Raw genomic sequence first — 14,640 nt, forward strand, 5'->3', positions numbered from 1 at the left:
GAGCAAATTGTCAAGTAAAGTCACGGCCTTGCAAATCGATTCAAATGTAACATTGAGTGAAAAGACACAGGCTTATTTCGACTTGTGCCAGGAGAAGCTGGGTCTCGTTCCCAACGTCCTCAAGGCATATGCGTTCGACGAAACGAAGCTGCGCGCCTTCACCGACATGTACAACGACCTCATGCTGGGCGAGTGTACACTCTCCAAGCTCGAGAGAGAGATGATTGCCGTTGCGGTATCAGCGGTCAACCGCTGTTTTTATTGCCTGACGGCTCATGGTGCTGCGGTGCGCGAGCTTTCCGGGGACCCCGTACTGGGGGAACTGATGGTGATGAACTACCGCGTTGCGGACCTTTCACCTAAGCAGCGGGCGATGCTCGACTTCGCCGTCAAGTTGACGGAGAAGCCGGCGGAAATCGTGGAAAGCGACCGGCAAGCCCTGCGCGATGTCGGGTTTACGGATCGCGACATCTGGGACATCGCCTCGGTAACGGGCTTCTTCAACATGTCCAACAGGGTGGCTGCGGCGTCCGACATGCGCCCGAATGATGAGTATCACTCAAGGGCCCGTTGAGATAACGGAGCGTCGCGCGGCGGTGACAAGCCGCGCGATTGGGTGTATGACGCTTGCGATTTTGCACCGATCTGCCTGACGGCTTTCGGGCCCTGGGGTTCGAAACTGGCGGCGATCATGAGAGGGAGAGGAACGGGCGATGGTTGCGCGCGTGTTTATTGATGGTGAAGCCGGTACGACGGGTCTGCAGATCCGCGAGCGCCTTGCCATGCGCCGCGACCTTGAGCTGATCTCCATTCCGGACGAAAGCCGGAAGGATCCGGCAGCCCGGGCCGACTACCTCAACAAGGCCGATATTGCCATTCTTTGCCTGCCGGATGCGGCGGCAAAGGAAAGCGTTGCCCTGATCGAGAACGACACCACCCGTGTGATTGACGCCTCCAGCGCCCACCGGGTTGCCGAGGGCTGGGCCTACGGCTTTGCCGAAATGGACCTCGACCAGGCCGACATCATCGCCGCGGCCATGCGCGTCGCCAATCCGGGCTGCTGGCCGCAGGGCCTGATCGCTGCGGTTCGTCCGCTGATCACCGCAGAGCTGATGCCGGCGGACTTCAACCTGACCTATTTCGGCATCTCCGGGTATTCCGGTGGTGGCAAGGGCATGATTGCCGATTACGAAGCTGCCGGAACCAGCGCAAATTCGTTTGCGCCCTATGCGCTCGGGTTCAATCACAAGCACCTTCCGGAAATGACGGAATATGGCCTGCTCGACGCAGCTCCACTGTTCACTCCGACCGTTGGCGATTTCTACAAGGGCATGCTGACGGTGGTTCCGTTGAACCTGGCAGGCCTTGCCAAGGTGCCGACGGGCGAGCAGCTGCATGCGGCGATCGCCGATCATTTCGCTTCTGCACCCGGCGGATTTGTCGAGGTCGCGCCGCTGGAAGCACTCGAGAAATCCGACAGCCTCAATCCGCAGGCGCTCAACGACACCAACAAGCTGCAACTGCACGTCTTTGCAAATGACGCCAGGGCGCAGGCTGCGATCGTTGCCGTCTACGACAACCTGGGCAAGGGCGCGTCCGGCGCTGCCGTCCAGAACCTCAATCTGATGCTCGGTGTCGATCAGACAACCAGCCTTGCCGCGTAAGCGGGCATCCGTTTTCAGGCCTTTCAGGAGAGAAGAAGAATGGAAAAATTTGAGACCCTGACCGGTGTCGCAGCGCCGTTGCCGATCGTGAACATCGACACGGACATGATCATTCCGAAGCAGTTCCTGAAGACGATCAAGCGCACAGGCCTCGGCACCGCGCTGTTCCACGAAATGCGCACCAACGACGACGGATCGGAGAACGAGAACTTCGTTCTCAACAAGGCCGCCTACCGCGATGCCAAGATCCTGGTCGCCGGCGACAACTTCGGCTGCGGGTCCTCGCGTGAGCACGCGCCCTGGGCACTGCTTGATTTCGGCATCCGCTGCGTGATTTCCACCTCGTTCGCCGACATCTTCTACAACAACTGCTTCAAGAACGGCATTCTGCCGATCCAGGTTTCCGAAGACGAGCTGGAAACCCTGATGCATGCGGCAGAGCGCGGCGCCAACTTCACGCTGACGATCGATCTGGAAAGCCAGGAAATCAAAGGTCTTGAAAGCGGCGACATCGCCTTCAAGATCGACAGCTTCCGCAAGCATTGCCTGATCAACGGCCTGGACGACATCGGTCTGACCATGGCGAAGGCCGGTGAAATCGACACCTTTGAAAGCAAGATGGGCAACGACCGTCCCTGGGTCTGAGCCGGACTGCAATGACTTTTGAAAAGCCGGGTCTCACGACCCGGCTTTTTTGTTTTGGTTGCCTCAGGTTCTTCAAGGCGCGCGACTTGTCGCCAAGACCTGATCCTCCACTCACAGGGTCAATCCTCCAGAGTTCGATCACGACAACCGCATTCAGCCGTGTTGTCCTGAAGCCCATCAACCTTGTCATCCCTGCGAAGGCAGGGATCCAGTATTCGTTGGGTTCGCAAGGTTTTCGAAGTCTGATCCCACGGCGTACAGGATCCCGGTCTTGCCGCTGACGCGACAAACCGGGATGACAAAGAATGTGGAAATGAGTGGTTCCAAATCGGATGTCCTGCTCCGACCGGATGCAAGCCGGCCGTGCTGAAAACTTGGTCGACAAATGGGCTAAATGGAGTTTTCTGGTGCGCCGCTCACCGCCTTGGTTCGCTTCTTCACCCCTGCGACTGAACCGCCGCTGCATGATCGCGGAACCGCATTCAGCCGTCTTGTCCTGAAGCCTATCAACCTTGTCATCCCTGCGAAGGCAGGGATCCAGTATTCATTGGGTTCGCAAGGTTTTCGAAGTCTGATCCCACGGCGTACTGGATCCCGGTCTTGCCGCTGACGCGTCAAACCGGGATGACAAATCATCTGGGTATCACGGGTTCCTGTCGGATTGAATACAAAGGGGCGGCGCCGAAAGGAGCTTGCCGGTGAAGCGGGACAGGGAAAGCTGGATAACCGCCTCTCATCTTCTTCACGCAGGCTTGAAAAGCTTTTCAGTGTCCTTGAACGTTTCGTGCGATAGTCCGAACGTATGGATATGATGACCCTGGCACCATACGCTCCCTGGACCGACCGACGCGGCAACCTTTCCGGTCTGCGATTGGCTGCATTCATTGCCGTGCTTCTTCCGGCGTTGCAGATCTTCTACAGCCTCGCCTTCGGACCGGTGCTGCCGGAGCCCTTCGAGATGGAGCTTCATGCCAGTGGCGACTGGACGGTGCGCTTCCTGCTTGTGACCCTGGCGGTCACCCCGCTCCGGAGGATCTTCTCCTGGAACAGGATCGTCGGTGTCAGGCGCATGCTGGGTGTGACAGTGCTTGCCTATGCGCTCTTGCACCTGGGGCTTTACGCTGCGCAGGAAAGCTGGAACCTCAGCAAGGTCGTGTCTGAAATCGTTCTGCGTTTCTATCTGACCATCGGCTTTGTCGCGCTGTTCGGGCTGGCGGTGCTGGGTGCGACCTCCTTCGACAGCGCCATCCGCAAACTCGGGCGGAACTGGCAGCGGCTGCACACCCTGATCTATCCGATCGGCGGTCTCATGCTGTTCCACTTCTTCCTGCAGTCCAAGTCGGACGTCACGCAGGCCACCTTGATGGCAGGCCTGTTCGTGCTGCTGATGACCTACAGACTTGCGGTCAAGGCAGGCTTCAGCCTTGCCAACCCGCTGGTTCTGGCGGTTTGCGCGCTGCTGGCAGCTGCAGGGACTGCCGGGATCGAATTTGCCTGGTACGCCCTTGCCACCGGCATTCCTGCCGACCGGGTGTTCCAGGCGAACTTTGCCCTTTCCGTTGCAATCCGTCCGGCTATCTGGGTCGGGATCATCGGGCTCGGGGTTGGCGTGGCGGCAATGGTTCAATGGATCGGCGGATTGCTCGGCCCCAAGCTGGGGCTGAAACGGGCGTAAAGTATCGCCGAACCTTCACTCACAACCGACATGGCGTGGCTTGGCCCTCGGACCCAAGTCGAGCGCCCCCATCCTGGTCGGGTGGTTCCATGCGGAAAGGTCACGGCATGGATTGCCGGGTCTGGCCCGGCAATGACGGAAAGAGGGGGCTCAGGAATTGGAACCGGTCTGGTTGGTGAGCCACCCCATGAGGGGGTAGGCTGAGTCTCCCGGTTTCCCATTGCCGTCATCCCATGGCTCGACCATGGGATCCATGCCGATCCCCTTATCTTCTGATGAGCTTGGCTGCGACAGGTGAGGATTATCTCTGGGGAATACACAGATCCGCCAAGATCCAGGCTCAGTTGTCGCTGATTGAGTTGCGAGACAATCAGCGTCGGGACTTTCGCCCTACGACTGTTTCTCGTCGTCGCGCACGCGGCGTTCGGCGTTGATCTGCTCCAGTTCGGCCATCTTTTCGCCGATGGGGCGCAGGGCTGAAACCGTCTGGCGGAACTGGTTGGCGCGCTGGTCGAGCATGCGCTGTGCAAGTTCCGGGAATTCCTGGATCATGCGTTTGAAGAGCGCGCGGCGAATGCGGATGATGCGCACGCCGTCAACGGCTTCTGCCCGGCAAGGGCGCTTGTTTTCCGCAAGAAGAGCCGTCTCGCCCAGCAGTGTGCCCTGACCGACGCGCTCGATTTCCTCAAAGCCGTCCGTGGTCCTCGTCTGCAGGCTGACCGTGCCGCTGGTGATTACCAAACCGCCATCGGCGCGGTCGCCCTGATCGAACAGGCGCTGGCCGCGGTTGTAATCCATGCTTTCGGCGCTGAAGGCGAGCAGACGCAGCTGATCGTCCTGAAAGTCCGAAAGCATCGGGATTTGTTTGAGAATCGCAATGTCTTGGGCAAGGCTCATGCCCAAGAAATACGCCGATTACCGGTTACGGCACAAGCTTATATCCACCGGCTTCTGTGACAAGAAGCTCCGCATTGGACGGGTCACGCTCGATTTTCTGTCTGAGGCGGTAGATGTGGGTTTCCAGCGTGTGGGTGGTCACGCCGGAATTGTAGCCCCAGACCTCGTGCAGCAGCACGTCGCGGGTCACGGGCTTTTCGCCGGCACGGTAGAGGAATTTCAGGATGGAGGTTTCTTTTTCCGTCAGGCGAACCTTGGAGCCGCTGTCGTCCTGCATCACCTTGGCGGCGGGCCGGAACGAATAGCGGCCGATGGCGAAGGTGGCGTCTTCGCTCTGTTCGTGCTGGCGCAAATGTGCCCGGACACGGGCCAGAAGCACGGCGAACTTGAACGGCTTGGTGACATAGTCGTTGGCACCGGCCTCAAGCCCCAGGATCGTGTCGCTGTCGCCGTCATGACCGGTCAGCATGATGATCGGTGCCTTGAAACCGCCCTTGCGCAGCAGTTTGACCGCTTCGCGCCCGTCTATGTCCGGCAGGCCGACGTCCATCAGCAGCAGGTCGACGTGCTCTTCCTTGGCCATTGCGATGCCGGACGTGGCCGAATCCGCCTGGATCGTCTCAAATTCATCGTAGAGCGACAGCTGCTCCACCAGCGCTTCGCGCAGTTCGGTATCATCATCGACAATCAAAATCGTGCGGGCGGTCATCGTCGCGTCCCTCGCCAGAATCCAAAATCTCTTCACGACGACTTGTGCAAAGGACACAAGCGCGTTCCTGCTTCTATGTGCGTGGGAAATTGTTCCCGCACAAGCGGTGTCCCGTCAATTCTTCTTCACGCGGGGTTTAGGGGTGGTTTATCAAGAAGACCGGCGGAGCGGACAGGCGGAACGGACAGGATCATGAAAACCTTGAAAAAATCGGCGGGAATGCTGGAGGTTCGTGCGTCGCCTCTGAACCGGACACGCGGCGTGCTCAGTCTTGGGCGGATCACGGTCCCGTGTGCGCTTGGCCGGTCGGGCATCGTCATGCGCAAGTGCGAAGGCGATGGCGGCACGCCGGTGGGCCGGTTCGAATTGCTGCACGTCTACTATCGCCCGGACCGGGGCTTGCCGCCGGCAACGCTGCTGCCGACCGAGCCGCTGACACCGGCGTCCGGCTGGTGTGACGACCCTGGCCACCGTCTCTACAACAGGCCGGTGCAACTGCCTTTTGCAGCCAGCCACGAGAAGATGTGGCGCGACGACAGGCTCTACGACATCGTCGTCGTGCTGGATTGCAACCTGAACCCGGCCGTGAAGGGACAAGGTAGCGCGATCTTCTTTCACATCGCGCGGCAGGGCTATTCGCCGACGGAAGGCTGCGTTGCCGTTTCGCCGGAACACATGCGCCTGATTCTTCAGAACATCGACCTTGGCGCGGAGATGGTGATCCACGCCTGAGCCGGCCCGAACAGTCTTAAGGATTGGCACTGACCTGTGGCCGGTAGATGATGAAACTGCCACTGACCGTGGTCGAGGTCCTGACACCGGCGTCATCGGTCGTCGTTGCCGTGCGAATTCCGAAACCGTTGCGCTTGACGGTCTGGTCGTCGGTGACGTTGCTTTCCAGAAAGGTTGCCCTGTTGCCGTTGACGCTTTCGAGGATCGCCGTGTGCCGCGGTTCGCCGCGAGACATCGTCTGTTCCTCCCAGTTGCCGTCGGGCTGGGTTACACGAACCGTGACTTCGAAGCGGGTGAACTGGAAGACGTCACCCGGCCGGGCGTCCGACAGGTTGTTGATCACCCGTCCCCAGACATAGGTGGACGCCGGCTTGTTGAAGCCGACGTGCCGGAAAGCGTTGTCGACCAGCGTCCAGCACTGGCCATCGCCTTCCACCCGGCCAAGCCTCTCGGTGGCGAAATTGATCAGGCGTTGCGCCTGTTGAGCGTTTACGTCGGGCATGATCGTTATCCTTCATAACTGCCCCATGGACGCAATTTTAGGTCGGCATGACCGCCAACTCTGTAACCCGCATCACGATTCCGTTGGCAATGAGGGCAACCGAACGCGCCTTGCCGCGTTTTTTGAAAAGTGTCTCACAGGCAGAGACTGCGGCCAACCGCATAGGTTTCCGCGGTCTTGTCTGGTATGACGAAGTTCGGGTTCACGGAGATTACAAGGACATGCGCTGGAAAGGCCGCCGCGGCAGCAGCAACGTTGAAGACAGGCGTTCGATGGGCGGGAGACCACGCATGCGCGTTGGTGGTCGCCGGGTGAGAGGTGGTGGCCTCGGGTTGACGGGCCTCCTGATAATCGTCGGCATTGCCTGGCTGACCGGCATCAACCCGCTGACACTTCTCGGACAGCTGGATGGCGGGGGCGGTTACGATACGCAGTCCTATCAGACGCAGGCCCCTCGCAGTGCGGCCGACCAGGAAACAGCGCAATTTGTCTCCGTCGTTCTGGCCGACACGGAAAACACCTGGAGCCAGATCTTCGAAAACGGTGGTGCGACTTACCCGGAGCCGACGTTGGTGCTGTTTTCAGGGTCGGTGTCATCAGCCTGCGGATACGCCAGTGCGGCCACCGGCCCGTTCTACTGCGGTGCCGACAGCAAGCTTTACATCGACCTGTCCTTCTATCAGGAACTGGCAAACCAGCTGAATGCGCCCGGTGATTTCGCACAGGCCTATGTGCTGGCGCATGAAGTCGGTCACCACATCCAGAACGTGCTTGGCGTGCTGCCGGAATTCCAGAAGGCCCGGCGTACGCTCAGCAAGGCGGAGGGCAACGCCCTGTCCGTACGTGTCGAATTGCAGGCCGATTGTTATGCCGGCATCTGGGCGCATTATGCCGCCCGGCAGAAAGGGTTTGTCGAGGAAGGTGATATCGACGAGGCACTGAACGCGGCCAGCCGGATCGGTGACGATACGTTGCAGCGCCAGGCTCAGGGCTATGTCGTGCCGGAAAGCTTCAACCACGGCACTTCTGCGCAGCGGGCGCGCTGGTTCAAGAAGGGTTTCCAGTCCGGCGACCTCAATGCCTGCGACACGTTCAGCGCGGCGAGCCTGTAGAGGCACCAACACATCGCGTCTTGCCATGGCAGGTCCATGGTATCCAAGCCGCTTGATCGGTTCTTTTCCTTACACTTCCGGCTTTGAAAGCCCACGGCATGGATTGCAGGGGCAAGCCTGCAATGACGACCAAGTGATAACGGGCTGGGGCGTTTACGCATATCTGCGATGACTGCCTGCCCCACTGGTAATTTGCGGTGTTTTCCGCCATATAGGGGCAAATGTCCGCAAGATGGCGGACGCTTTTCCTTGAAGCTTTGAAGAAGTGCGACCGGTATGGCGTCTGAAACCAGACCCTTTTTGAAGATGAACGGCCTTGGCAATGATTTCGTGGTCTGGGATGCGCGTGCAAAACCGCTGCGCCTGACACCGGAAGCCATTGCCGCATTGGGCGACCGCGAGACGGGCATTGGTTTCGACCAGATGATCACCGTTGAACGGTCCTCGCTGGGTGTCGATGCCTTCATGCGCATTCACAACCGCGATGGCAGCGAAGTATCTGCCTGCGGCAACGCCACGCGCTGCATCGGCCGTCTGCTGATGGAAGAAGCCGGCAAGGAGCTTGTTACCATCGAGACCGGCGCCGGGCTGCTGCACGCGTTCGATGCCGACGGCCCGCGCAGCGTGACTGTCGACATGGGTGTGCCGCGGCTTGCCTGGAACGAAATACCGCTCGCGGAAGAGTTTGCCGACACCCGTGCGATCGAACTTCAGATCGGACCTATCGATGATCCGATCCTGCACACACCGGCCGTCGTCAACATGGGCAATCCGCACGCGATCTTCTGGGTCGACGACGTGGAAGCCTATGAGCTTGAGCGGGTCGGTCCCTTGCTGGAACACCATCCGATCTTTCCGGAATACGCCAACATTTCGCTGGCCCATGTGTTTGATACCGACCAGATCCGGGTAAAGGTTTGGGAACGCGGCGTCGGTCTGACGCTGGCCTGTGGGACGGCTGCCTGTGCGGTTGGGGTTGCCGCCGCGCGTGATGGCCGGACCAGCCGCAAGACCACCATCCATCTGCCGGGCGGTCCCATCGGGATCGAATGGCGCGAGAGCGACAACCACGTGCTGATGACCGGTCTGACGGAAGTGGAATTCGAAGGCGAGGTCGATCTCGATACTTTGGCCTGGCGCAAGACCGCCACGGGCGACGCCCCGCTGGCGGCTGGAGCCGCGTCATGAGCATCGATGTCGTGACCTTCGGCTGCCGGCTCAATGCATATGAGTCGGAAGTCATGAAGCGCGAGGCGGAGGCTGCCGGCCTCAAGGACGCCATCCTCATCAACACCTGTGCCGTAACCGGCGAGGCGGTTCGTCAGGCCCGACAGGCCGTGCGCAAGGCCAAGCGCGACAACCCGAACGCCAGGGTAATCGTCACCGGCTGCGCCGCGCAGACGGAAAGCGAGACCTTCTCCTCCATGGAGGAAGTGGATCTGGTGCTCGGCAACTCGGAAAAGCTTGAGCGCAAGTCCTATCAGGACGTTGCCGCCTTCGGCGTTTCCGAAACCGAGAAAGTGCGCGTCAACGACATCATGAGTGTCGAAGAGACCGCAGGCCACCTGATAGACGGACTGACGGGCCGCGCGCGTGCATTCGTGCAGGTTCAGAACGGATGCGATCACCGCTGCACCTTCTGCATCATTCCCTATGGCCGGGGCAATTCCCGCTCCGTTCCGATGGGCGTGGTCATCGACCAGATCAAGCGCCTCGTCGACAACGGCTACAACGAGATCGTGCTGACAGGTGTCGACATCACCTCCTATGGTGCGGATCTTCCGGGAACCCCCAAGCTGGGCACGCTGTCGGCGAAGATCCTGAAGATGGTTCCGGACCTGAAGCGCCTGAGGCTGTCTTCCATCGATTCCATCGAGGCCGATGACGACCTGATGCGGGTGATCGCCGAAGACGAACGGCTGATGCCGCATCTGCATCTTTCGCTTCAGGCGGGTGACGACATGATCCTGAAGCGGATGAAGCGGCGCCACCTGAGGGCCGACACGATCCGCTTCTGCGAAGAGGTTCGCCGCCTGCGGCCGGACATGGTTTTCGGCGCCGACATCATCGCCGGCTTCCCGACGGAAACCGAGGACATGTTCCAGAACTCGCTCCGGATCGTCGACGAATGCGGCCTGACGCATCTGCACGTCTTTCCGTTCTCGCCGCGCAATGGCACGCCGGCAGCGCGCATGCCGCAGCTGCCGCGCAACGTCGTGAAGGAACGCGGCGCGCGCCTCAGGGCCAAGGGCGAGGAAGCCCTGGTCAGGCACCTTCAGGCCGAGGTCGGCAAGACCCGCCCCGTGCTGATCGAGAAGGAAGGCCTTGGCCGGACTGAACAATTCACGCAGGTCGAGCTGGGCAGCGGCAATGCCGGTGAGATTGTCGAAACCAGAATTATCGGACATACCGGCCGCCATCTTCTGGGCGAAGCCCTTTCCAGGGCTGCCTGAGGAAAGGTTCAGGGATCGGGTGGTGACGAGCTGGCCTGTGGTGTGAGTCAGATTGGATTGAAGCCGGGGCGAATTGCAATGTACCCCTCATCCTGAGGAGGCCCAAAGGGCCGTCTCGAAGGATGGGCGGCAATCTCGGCGCAAGTGGCCCATCCTTCGAGACAGCGCTGAGCGCTTCCTCAGGATGAGGTATAGGGTTTGGCTTCGGCGGTGGATGCCGACAGTTTAAGAACGCAGTAGTGGGCAGATTTTTTAAGGCAGGTTCATGAGCGAGAAAAAGCGCGGCTTTCTTGGACGTCTCTTCGGCGGCAAAAGCAAACCGGAAGACGAGGCTGTTCCGGCCGCCGAAGATGCGGCACAGAAAGCAACATCCGCAGAACCGCAGGAAGACGACCCGGCACTCGACGTCGAGATGGACGTTCGGCCTGTCGCGGCGCTGAACGAGCCGTTCCAGCCGATCGCAATGGATGTCAGCCCTGGTATCGTTCCGGAACTTTCGCCAATGAAGCCGGTGGTGGAGCCGGAAGACATTCTGCCAACCGATACGGGACCCGACGTCGAGCCCGAGCAGGCAGAAACACCGGAACCTGAAGCGCCCCGGCCGGAAGAGCCCGAAAGCCAAGAACCTGCAACACCAGAACCTGCAACACAGGTGCCAGAAACACAGGCCCCAGAACCGCAGGCGCCAGAAATACATACGCCTGAAACGGCAAGCGCACCGGAACCGGTTGTCGAGCCGGCCCCCGCAGAAGCGCCTGTTGCTGCGCCAGTGCCCGCCGCACCGGTGGAACCTGTTGCCGAAGAACCGAAACTGTCCTGGTTCCAGCGATTGAAGAACGGCCTGTCCCGGTCTTCCGCATCGCTCACCGAAGGCATCAGCTCGATCTTCACCAAGCGCAAGCTGGACGCCTCCATGCTGGAGGAGCTGGAAGATATCCTGATCCAGGCAGACCTTGGTGTCGACACGGCGATGGCGATTACCGACCGTCTGTCCGACGGACGCTACAACAAGGAAATTTCGCCGGAGGAAGTCCGGGCGATCCTGTCCGAAGAGGTTGAGAAGGTGCTGGTTCCCGTCGCCAAGCCGCTTGATCTCGATACCGGCAAGAAGCCGCATGTGGTGCTGATGGTCGGGGTCAACGGTACGGGCAAGACCACCACCATCGGCAAGCTGTCACAGAAGCTGCGTTCGGAAGGCAAGACCGTCATGCTGGCGGCCGGCGATACCTTCCGTGCGGCTGCGGTGGAACAGCTGAAGATCTGGGGTGAGCGCACCGGGGCTGAAGTGATTGCGCGCGATACTGGCGCGGATGCCGCCGGACTTGCCTATGACGCGATGAAGGAAGCGCAGGCGAAGGGCGTCGATGTGCTTCTGGTCGACACCGCCGGCCGGCTTCAGAACAAGGCCGAGCTGATGGATGAGCTGGAGAAGGTCATCCGCGTGATCAAGAAGCACGACCCGGAAGCTCCGCACACGGTCCTGCTGACGCTCGATGCGACCACAGGCCAGAATGCACTCAACCAGGTCGAGATCTTCGGCAAGGTTGCCGGCGTGACCGGTCTGGTGATGACGAAGCTCGACGGAACCGCCCGGGGCGGGATCCTGGTCGCGATTGCCGCCAAGCACGCATTGCCGGTGCATTTCATTGGTGTTGGGGAAGGTGTGGCCGATCTCGAGCCCTTCTCGGCCAAGGATTTTGCCAGCGCGATTGCAGGCATGGCTTAACGCGGGCGTCCCGCAAGGCGCTGGATCCGTTCGTTCGGGCGTCTTGCGAATTCGCAAAGCAGTGCCGGGGAACCTCACAGCCCGACGTGCGTTTAGTTAGCGTCGAAGTCTGGCGCGCGCGGAAACCCTTCTACTGACGGCAGCCGGGCACAAGCGCGGAAAGGCCGTCATGATTTCCAGATTGTTGCACTCGTTTCTTGTTGCTCTGGTGCTGTTTCTGCCGGGGGCACTGCCTGCATTTTCACAATCGGAAAGCCCTGCCGGAGCAATCACCGCCGTGCCCGGTGCCGGCGACGATCAGGCCATCGAGCAGCGTATCAACGGCATCTATGACCAGCTCGACGGACTTTCCGGAATATCGGTCGTCGTAAGATCGGGTGTGGTCAACCTGACCGGAACCGTGACCGAGGCAAGCCTTGCCACGAAGGCCGAAGAGCTTGCCGGCCGTGTCGACGGCGTCGTCGCGGTCCAGAACAATCTCACCGAGGAAACCGCCCTGGAGGAACGTCTCGTTCCGGTTTACGAGCGCTTGCAGGCGCGCCTGTCCCAAGGGGTGAACTATCTGCCACTTGCCCTGGTTGCCCTGCTCGTCTGGATGCTGGCCAGTGCGGCCGGACTGCTGATCGCGCGGTTTGAATGGCCTTGGAACAGGCTCACGCCCAATGCCTTCATTGCAGATCTTGTCAGGCAGCTGATCAGGATCCTGTTCTTCACGATCGGGATCGTGCTTGCGCTTGATGTGCTGGGCGCCACTGCCGTCATCGGCACCTTGCTTGGAGCAGCCGGCATTGTGGGTCTGGCGGTCGGCTTTGCTGTCCGGGACACGGTCGAAAACTACATTGCCAGTATCATGCTCAGCATCCGGCAGCCGTTCAATCCCAAGGACTTCGTCCGGATTGAAGGCTACGAGGGTTTTGTGATCAGTCTCACGTCGCGTGCAACGATCCTGATGGAAAAGGACGGGAACCATATCCGCATCCCCAACGCCATCGTCTTCAAGAGCACCCTCGTCAACTTTTCCACCAATCCACGGCGCCGCTTCGTCTTCGAATTGGGCGTCGATGCGGAAAGCAACCTCGACAAGGCGCTGGACGTTGGCCTCATGACGCTTCGCCGCCAGGAGTTCATTCTTCAGGATCCCTCCCCCGATGCCTGGATCGAAGCGTTGGGAGATTCCAACGTTGTTCTGAGTTTTGTAGGCTGGATTGACCAGACGCGGACCGATTTCCAGAAGGCCCGGTCCGAGGCGATGCGCCTCGTCAAGCTCGCGCTTGAATCAAACGGCTTCTCCCTGCCGGAGCCCATCTACCGGCTGAGATTCGACGATGCGCCTGTGCTGGAAAACCTGCTGCCGGACAGGGAGGAGGGGGATCGGGACCGCGGGAAGATCGCCCGTAAAGAGGCAGCGTTTCCGCAATCGGCAGAAATGCCGAACGATACGGAAGCCGACCGGGATCTTGAAAAGCAGGTTGAACTGGAACGTAAAGCCGCCCAGTCGGACGACCTTCTCGATGAACATGCGCCGAAGGAATTCGGGGCGAAAGCAGCCAGGTGAGCCTGACAAGACAGGCGCTTAACAAAGCAAATCCTGCGCAGCGCCTCGGGAAAGGCTGACCCTGCGCCATCGGGATTCGACAAAGGAGTAGATGGCAAAAACCATCAGGCCAACCGCCAGCGCGAACAGCATGACCTGCCCATAAGGCAAACCCTGGATGTATTTCAGCGCATCCAGTGTGCTCGGCAGATCGCCGCCGGAGGTTGAGGCGCCCTCGATGCCAAGCCAGATCATTGCCGACAGAAGGGCGAACACGATCCCGCGTGCACCGAGGCCAAGAACCGACACGATGTGAACAACCCGCATCGGGGCTTCATTTTCATCGAAGTGCTTGCTGTATCTGCCTGAGCAGGCCTTCCACCAGTGCGCAACCGCTATTCCCAGAAAGACAAGGGACAAGCCAGCCACGAATAGACGCTGACCAAGAGCTTGGGAGATAGCGTTCATCAGGCCCGGCAGCAGTTTGCCATCATTCGTGCCCGTAATTCCGAGCAGGCCCATGGCGTAGAGTGCGAGCGCGCTATAGGTGGCGGCGCTTGCCAGAAGGGCCAGGCGCACGACGATCCCCTGCAGGTCCCGTCCATGGTTGTCCGCGTCCAGAACGGCCTGAACCAGCCGCCAGACGACAAAACCGAACAGGCCTGTCACCAGGACAGCCACCAGAACAGAGCCGAAGGGTTGGGACAAGAGAGTGACAAGGGCACCTTTCGTGCCCTTGCTGCTGCCTGCGCCGATGGATGCGAGAATGGCAAAGAAGGATATGATGCCATAGACGATGCCGCGCGAAAGATATCCCGCGCGTGCGGCAGCTTGTAACCAGTGCGAGTACTTCATTCCCCTGGTCTTTCCGCCATCCCGGCATTTTCACGATCGGTAAGCGCTGTAAGTCGGCTCCGCCAGAATGTTTGGCGGGCCGACCAGCGGGCGGTGCCAGAGGGCGTGGTCGCTAAACCTGCAATACGTTGAGGGT

At 60.2% G+C, this 14,640-nt stretch carries 14 protein-coding genes; 10 read left to right on the top strand and 4 right to left on the bottom strand.

The features are described 5' to 3' along the window. The first annotated feature begins 7 nt into the window (after nucleotides 1-7). The 4 genes from FIV05_RS06535 to FIV05_RS06550 all read left to right on the top strand — a co-directional run bounded on the left by FIV05_RS06535 (nucleotide 8) and on the right by FIV05_RS06550 (nucleotide 3,984). On the top strand, nucleotides 8-574 hold the full coding sequence (locus FIV05_RS06535) for a peroxidase-related enzyme (RefSeq protein WP_031270047.1): 567 nt from the start codon (nucleotides 8-10) through the stop codon (nucleotides 572-574). 139 nt (nucleotides 575-713) lie between these two features. Further along, nucleotides 714-1,664 (top strand): N-acetyl-gamma-glutamyl-phosphate reductase, encoded by a 951-nt coding sequence (argC, locus tag FIV05_RS06540; RefSeq protein ID WP_152509058.1) that lies wholly within the window; start codon nucleotides 714-716, stop codon nucleotides 1,662-1,664. A gap of 39 nt (nucleotides 1,665-1,703) precedes the next feature. Continuing rightward, the gene (leuD, locus tag FIV05_RS06545; RefSeq protein WP_152509059.1) at nucleotides 1,704-2,309 is read left to right on the top strand and encodes a 3-isopropylmalate dehydratase small subunit; all 606 of its coding nucleotides are present in this window, start codon (nucleotides 1,704-1,706) and stop codon (nucleotides 2,307-2,309) included. An 808-nt stretch (nucleotides 2,310-3,117) separates the two neighbouring features. After that, nucleotides 3,118-3,984 carry a protein-methionine-sulfoxide reductase heme-binding subunit MsrQ gene (locus FIV05_RS06550; RefSeq protein ID WP_209009879.1) on the top strand — a complete coding sequence of 289 codons (867 nt, stop codon included), beginning with the start codon at nucleotides 3,118-3,120 and terminating at the stop codon, nucleotides 3,982-3,984. Nucleotides 3,985-4,374: 390 nt separating this feature from the next. Here the strand turns inward: FIV05_RS06550 and FIV05_RS06555 are convergent, their stop codons facing one another. Both FIV05_RS06555 and FIV05_RS06560 read right to left on the bottom strand, forming a co-directional pair. Continuing rightward, nucleotides 4,375-4,881 carry a cyclic nucleotide-binding domain-containing protein gene (locus tag FIV05_RS06555; protein WP_077291410.1) on the bottom strand — a complete coding sequence of 169 codons (507 nt, stop codon included), beginning with the start codon at nucleotides 4,879-4,881 and terminating at the stop codon, nucleotides 4,375-4,377. Between the two features lie 25 nt (nucleotides 4,882-4,906). Continuing rightward, a complete protein-coding gene (locus FIV05_RS06560; RefSeq protein WP_023002571.1) occupies nucleotides 4,907-5,590 on the bottom strand; it encodes a response regulator transcription factor in 684 nt (227 codons plus the stop codon). 192 nt (nucleotides 5,591-5,782) lie between these two features. On the opposite strand from FIV05_RS06560, the gene FIV05_RS06565 reads away from it, so the two are divergent. Beyond that, nucleotides 5,783-6,322: a L,D-transpeptidase family protein gene (locus FIV05_RS06565; protein WP_152509061.1), complete on the top strand. Its 540-nt coding sequence runs from the start codon at nucleotides 5,783-5,785 to the stop codon at nucleotides 6,320-6,322. 16 nt (nucleotides 6,323-6,338) lie between these two features. Here the strand turns inward: FIV05_RS06565 and FIV05_RS06570 are convergent, their stop codons facing one another. Next, nucleotides 6,339-6,824 carry a hypothetical protein gene (locus tag FIV05_RS06570; protein ID WP_152509062.1) on the bottom strand — a complete coding sequence of 162 codons (486 nt, stop codon included), beginning with the start codon at nucleotides 6,822-6,824 and terminating at the stop codon, nucleotides 6,339-6,341. Between the two features lie 221 nt (nucleotides 6,825-7,045). Here FIV05_RS06570 and FIV05_RS06575 point away from each other — a divergent pair, with 221 nt between their 5' ends. The 5 genes from FIV05_RS06575 to FIV05_RS06595 all read left to right on the top strand — a co-directional run bounded on the left by FIV05_RS06575 (nucleotide 7,046) and on the right by FIV05_RS06595 (nucleotide 13,670). Continuing rightward, the gene (locus FIV05_RS06575) at nucleotides 7,046-7,936 is read left to right on the top strand and encodes a neutral zinc metallopeptidase (RefSeq protein WP_152511844.1); all 891 of its coding nucleotides are present in this window, start codon (nucleotides 7,046-7,048) and stop codon (nucleotides 7,934-7,936) included. A gap of 276 nt (nucleotides 7,937-8,212) precedes the next feature. After that, nucleotides 8,213-9,124: a diaminopimelate epimerase gene (gene dapF / locus FIV05_RS06580; RefSeq protein ID WP_152509063.1), complete on the top strand. Its 912-nt coding sequence runs from the start codon at nucleotides 8,213-8,215 to the stop codon at nucleotides 9,122-9,124. Then, nucleotides 9,121-10,389: a tRNA (N(6)-L-threonylcarbamoyladenosine(37)-C(2))-methylthiotransferase MtaB gene (gene mtaB, locus FIV05_RS06585; protein WP_152509064.1), complete on the top strand. Its 1,269-nt coding sequence runs from the start codon at nucleotides 9,121-9,123 to the stop codon at nucleotides 10,387-10,389. The genes dapF and mtaB overlap by 4 nt, the downstream gene beginning before the upstream one ends. 265 nt (nucleotides 10,390-10,654) lie before the next feature. Beyond that, on the top strand, nucleotides 10,655-12,115 hold the full coding sequence (ftsY, locus tag FIV05_RS06590; RefSeq protein WP_152509065.1) for a signal recognition particle-docking protein FtsY: 1,461 nt from the start codon (nucleotides 10,655-10,657) through the stop codon (nucleotides 12,113-12,115). A 169-nt stretch (nucleotides 12,116-12,284) separates the two neighbouring features. Then, a complete protein-coding gene (locus FIV05_RS06595; protein ID WP_209009880.1) occupies nucleotides 12,285-13,670 on the top strand; it encodes a mechanosensitive ion channel family protein in 1,386 nt (461 codons plus the stop codon). A gap of 18 nt (nucleotides 13,671-13,688) precedes the next feature. Here the strand turns inward: FIV05_RS06595 and FIV05_RS06600 are convergent, their stop codons facing one another. Then, nucleotides 13,689-14,504, bottom strand: a complete 816-nt coding sequence (locus FIV05_RS06600) for a DUF1206 domain-containing protein (RefSeq protein WP_152509067.1) — start codon at nucleotides 14,502-14,504, stop codon at nucleotides 13,689-13,691. Nucleotides 14,505-14,640 lie beyond the last annotated feature (136 nt).

The sequence above is a fragment of the Labrenzia sp. THAF191a genome, assembly GCF_009363335.1.
Lineage (GTDB): Bacteria > Pseudomonadota > Alphaproteobacteria > Rhizobiales > Stappiaceae > Roseibium > Roseibium algicola.

Excerpts from the sequence above, each read along its gene's own strand:
- FIV05_RS06560 (WP_023002571.1), bottom strand. The coding sequence starts at position 5,590 with ATGACCGCCCGCACGATTTTGATTGTCGATGATGATACCGAACTGCGC.
- argC (WP_152509058.1), top strand. The coding sequence starts at position 714 with ATGGTTGCGCGCGTGTTTATTGATGGTGAAGCCGGTACGACGGGTCTG.
- FIV05_RS06565 (WP_152509061.1), top strand. The coding sequence starts at position 5,783 with ATGAAAACCTTGAAAAAATCGGCGGGAATGCTGGAGGTTCGTGCGTCG.
- dapF (WP_152509063.1), top strand. The coding sequence starts at position 8,213 with ATGGCGTCTGAAACCAGACCCTTTTTGAAGATGAACGGCCTTGGCAAT.
- FIV05_RS06575 (WP_152511844.1), top strand. The coding sequence starts at position 7,046 with ATGCGCTGGAAAGGCCGCCGCGGCAGCAGCAACGTTGAAGACAGGCGT.
- mtaB (WP_152509064.1), top strand. The coding sequence starts at position 9,121 with ATGAGCATCGATGTCGTGACCTTCGGCTGCCGGCTCAATGCATATGAG.
- ftsY (WP_152509065.1), top strand. The coding sequence starts at position 10,655 with ATGAGCGAGAAAAAGCGCGGCTTTCTTGGACGTCTCTTCGGCGGCAAA.
- FIV05_RS06555 (WP_077291410.1), bottom strand. The coding sequence starts at position 4,881 with ATGAGCCTTGCCCAAGACATTGCGATTCTCAAACAAATCCCGATGCTT.
- FIV05_RS06595 (WP_209009880.1), top strand. The coding sequence starts at position 12,285 with ATGATTTCCAGATTGTTGCACTCGTTTCTTGTTGCTCTGGTGCTGTTT.
- FIV05_RS06570 (WP_152509062.1), bottom strand. The coding sequence starts at position 6,824 with ATGCCCGACGTAAACGCTCAACAGGCGCAACGCCTGATCAATTTCGCC.
- FIV05_RS06550 (WP_209009879.1), top strand. The coding sequence starts at position 3,118 with ATGATGACCCTGGCACCATACGCTCCCTGGACCGACCGACGCGGCAAC.
- FIV05_RS06600 (WP_152509067.1), bottom strand. The coding sequence starts at position 14,504 with ATGAAGTACTCGCACTGGTTACAAGCTGCCGCACGCGCGGGATATCTT.
- leuD (WP_152509059.1), top strand. The coding sequence starts at position 1,704 with ATGGAAAAATTTGAGACCCTGACCGGTGTCGCAGCGCCGTTGCCGATC.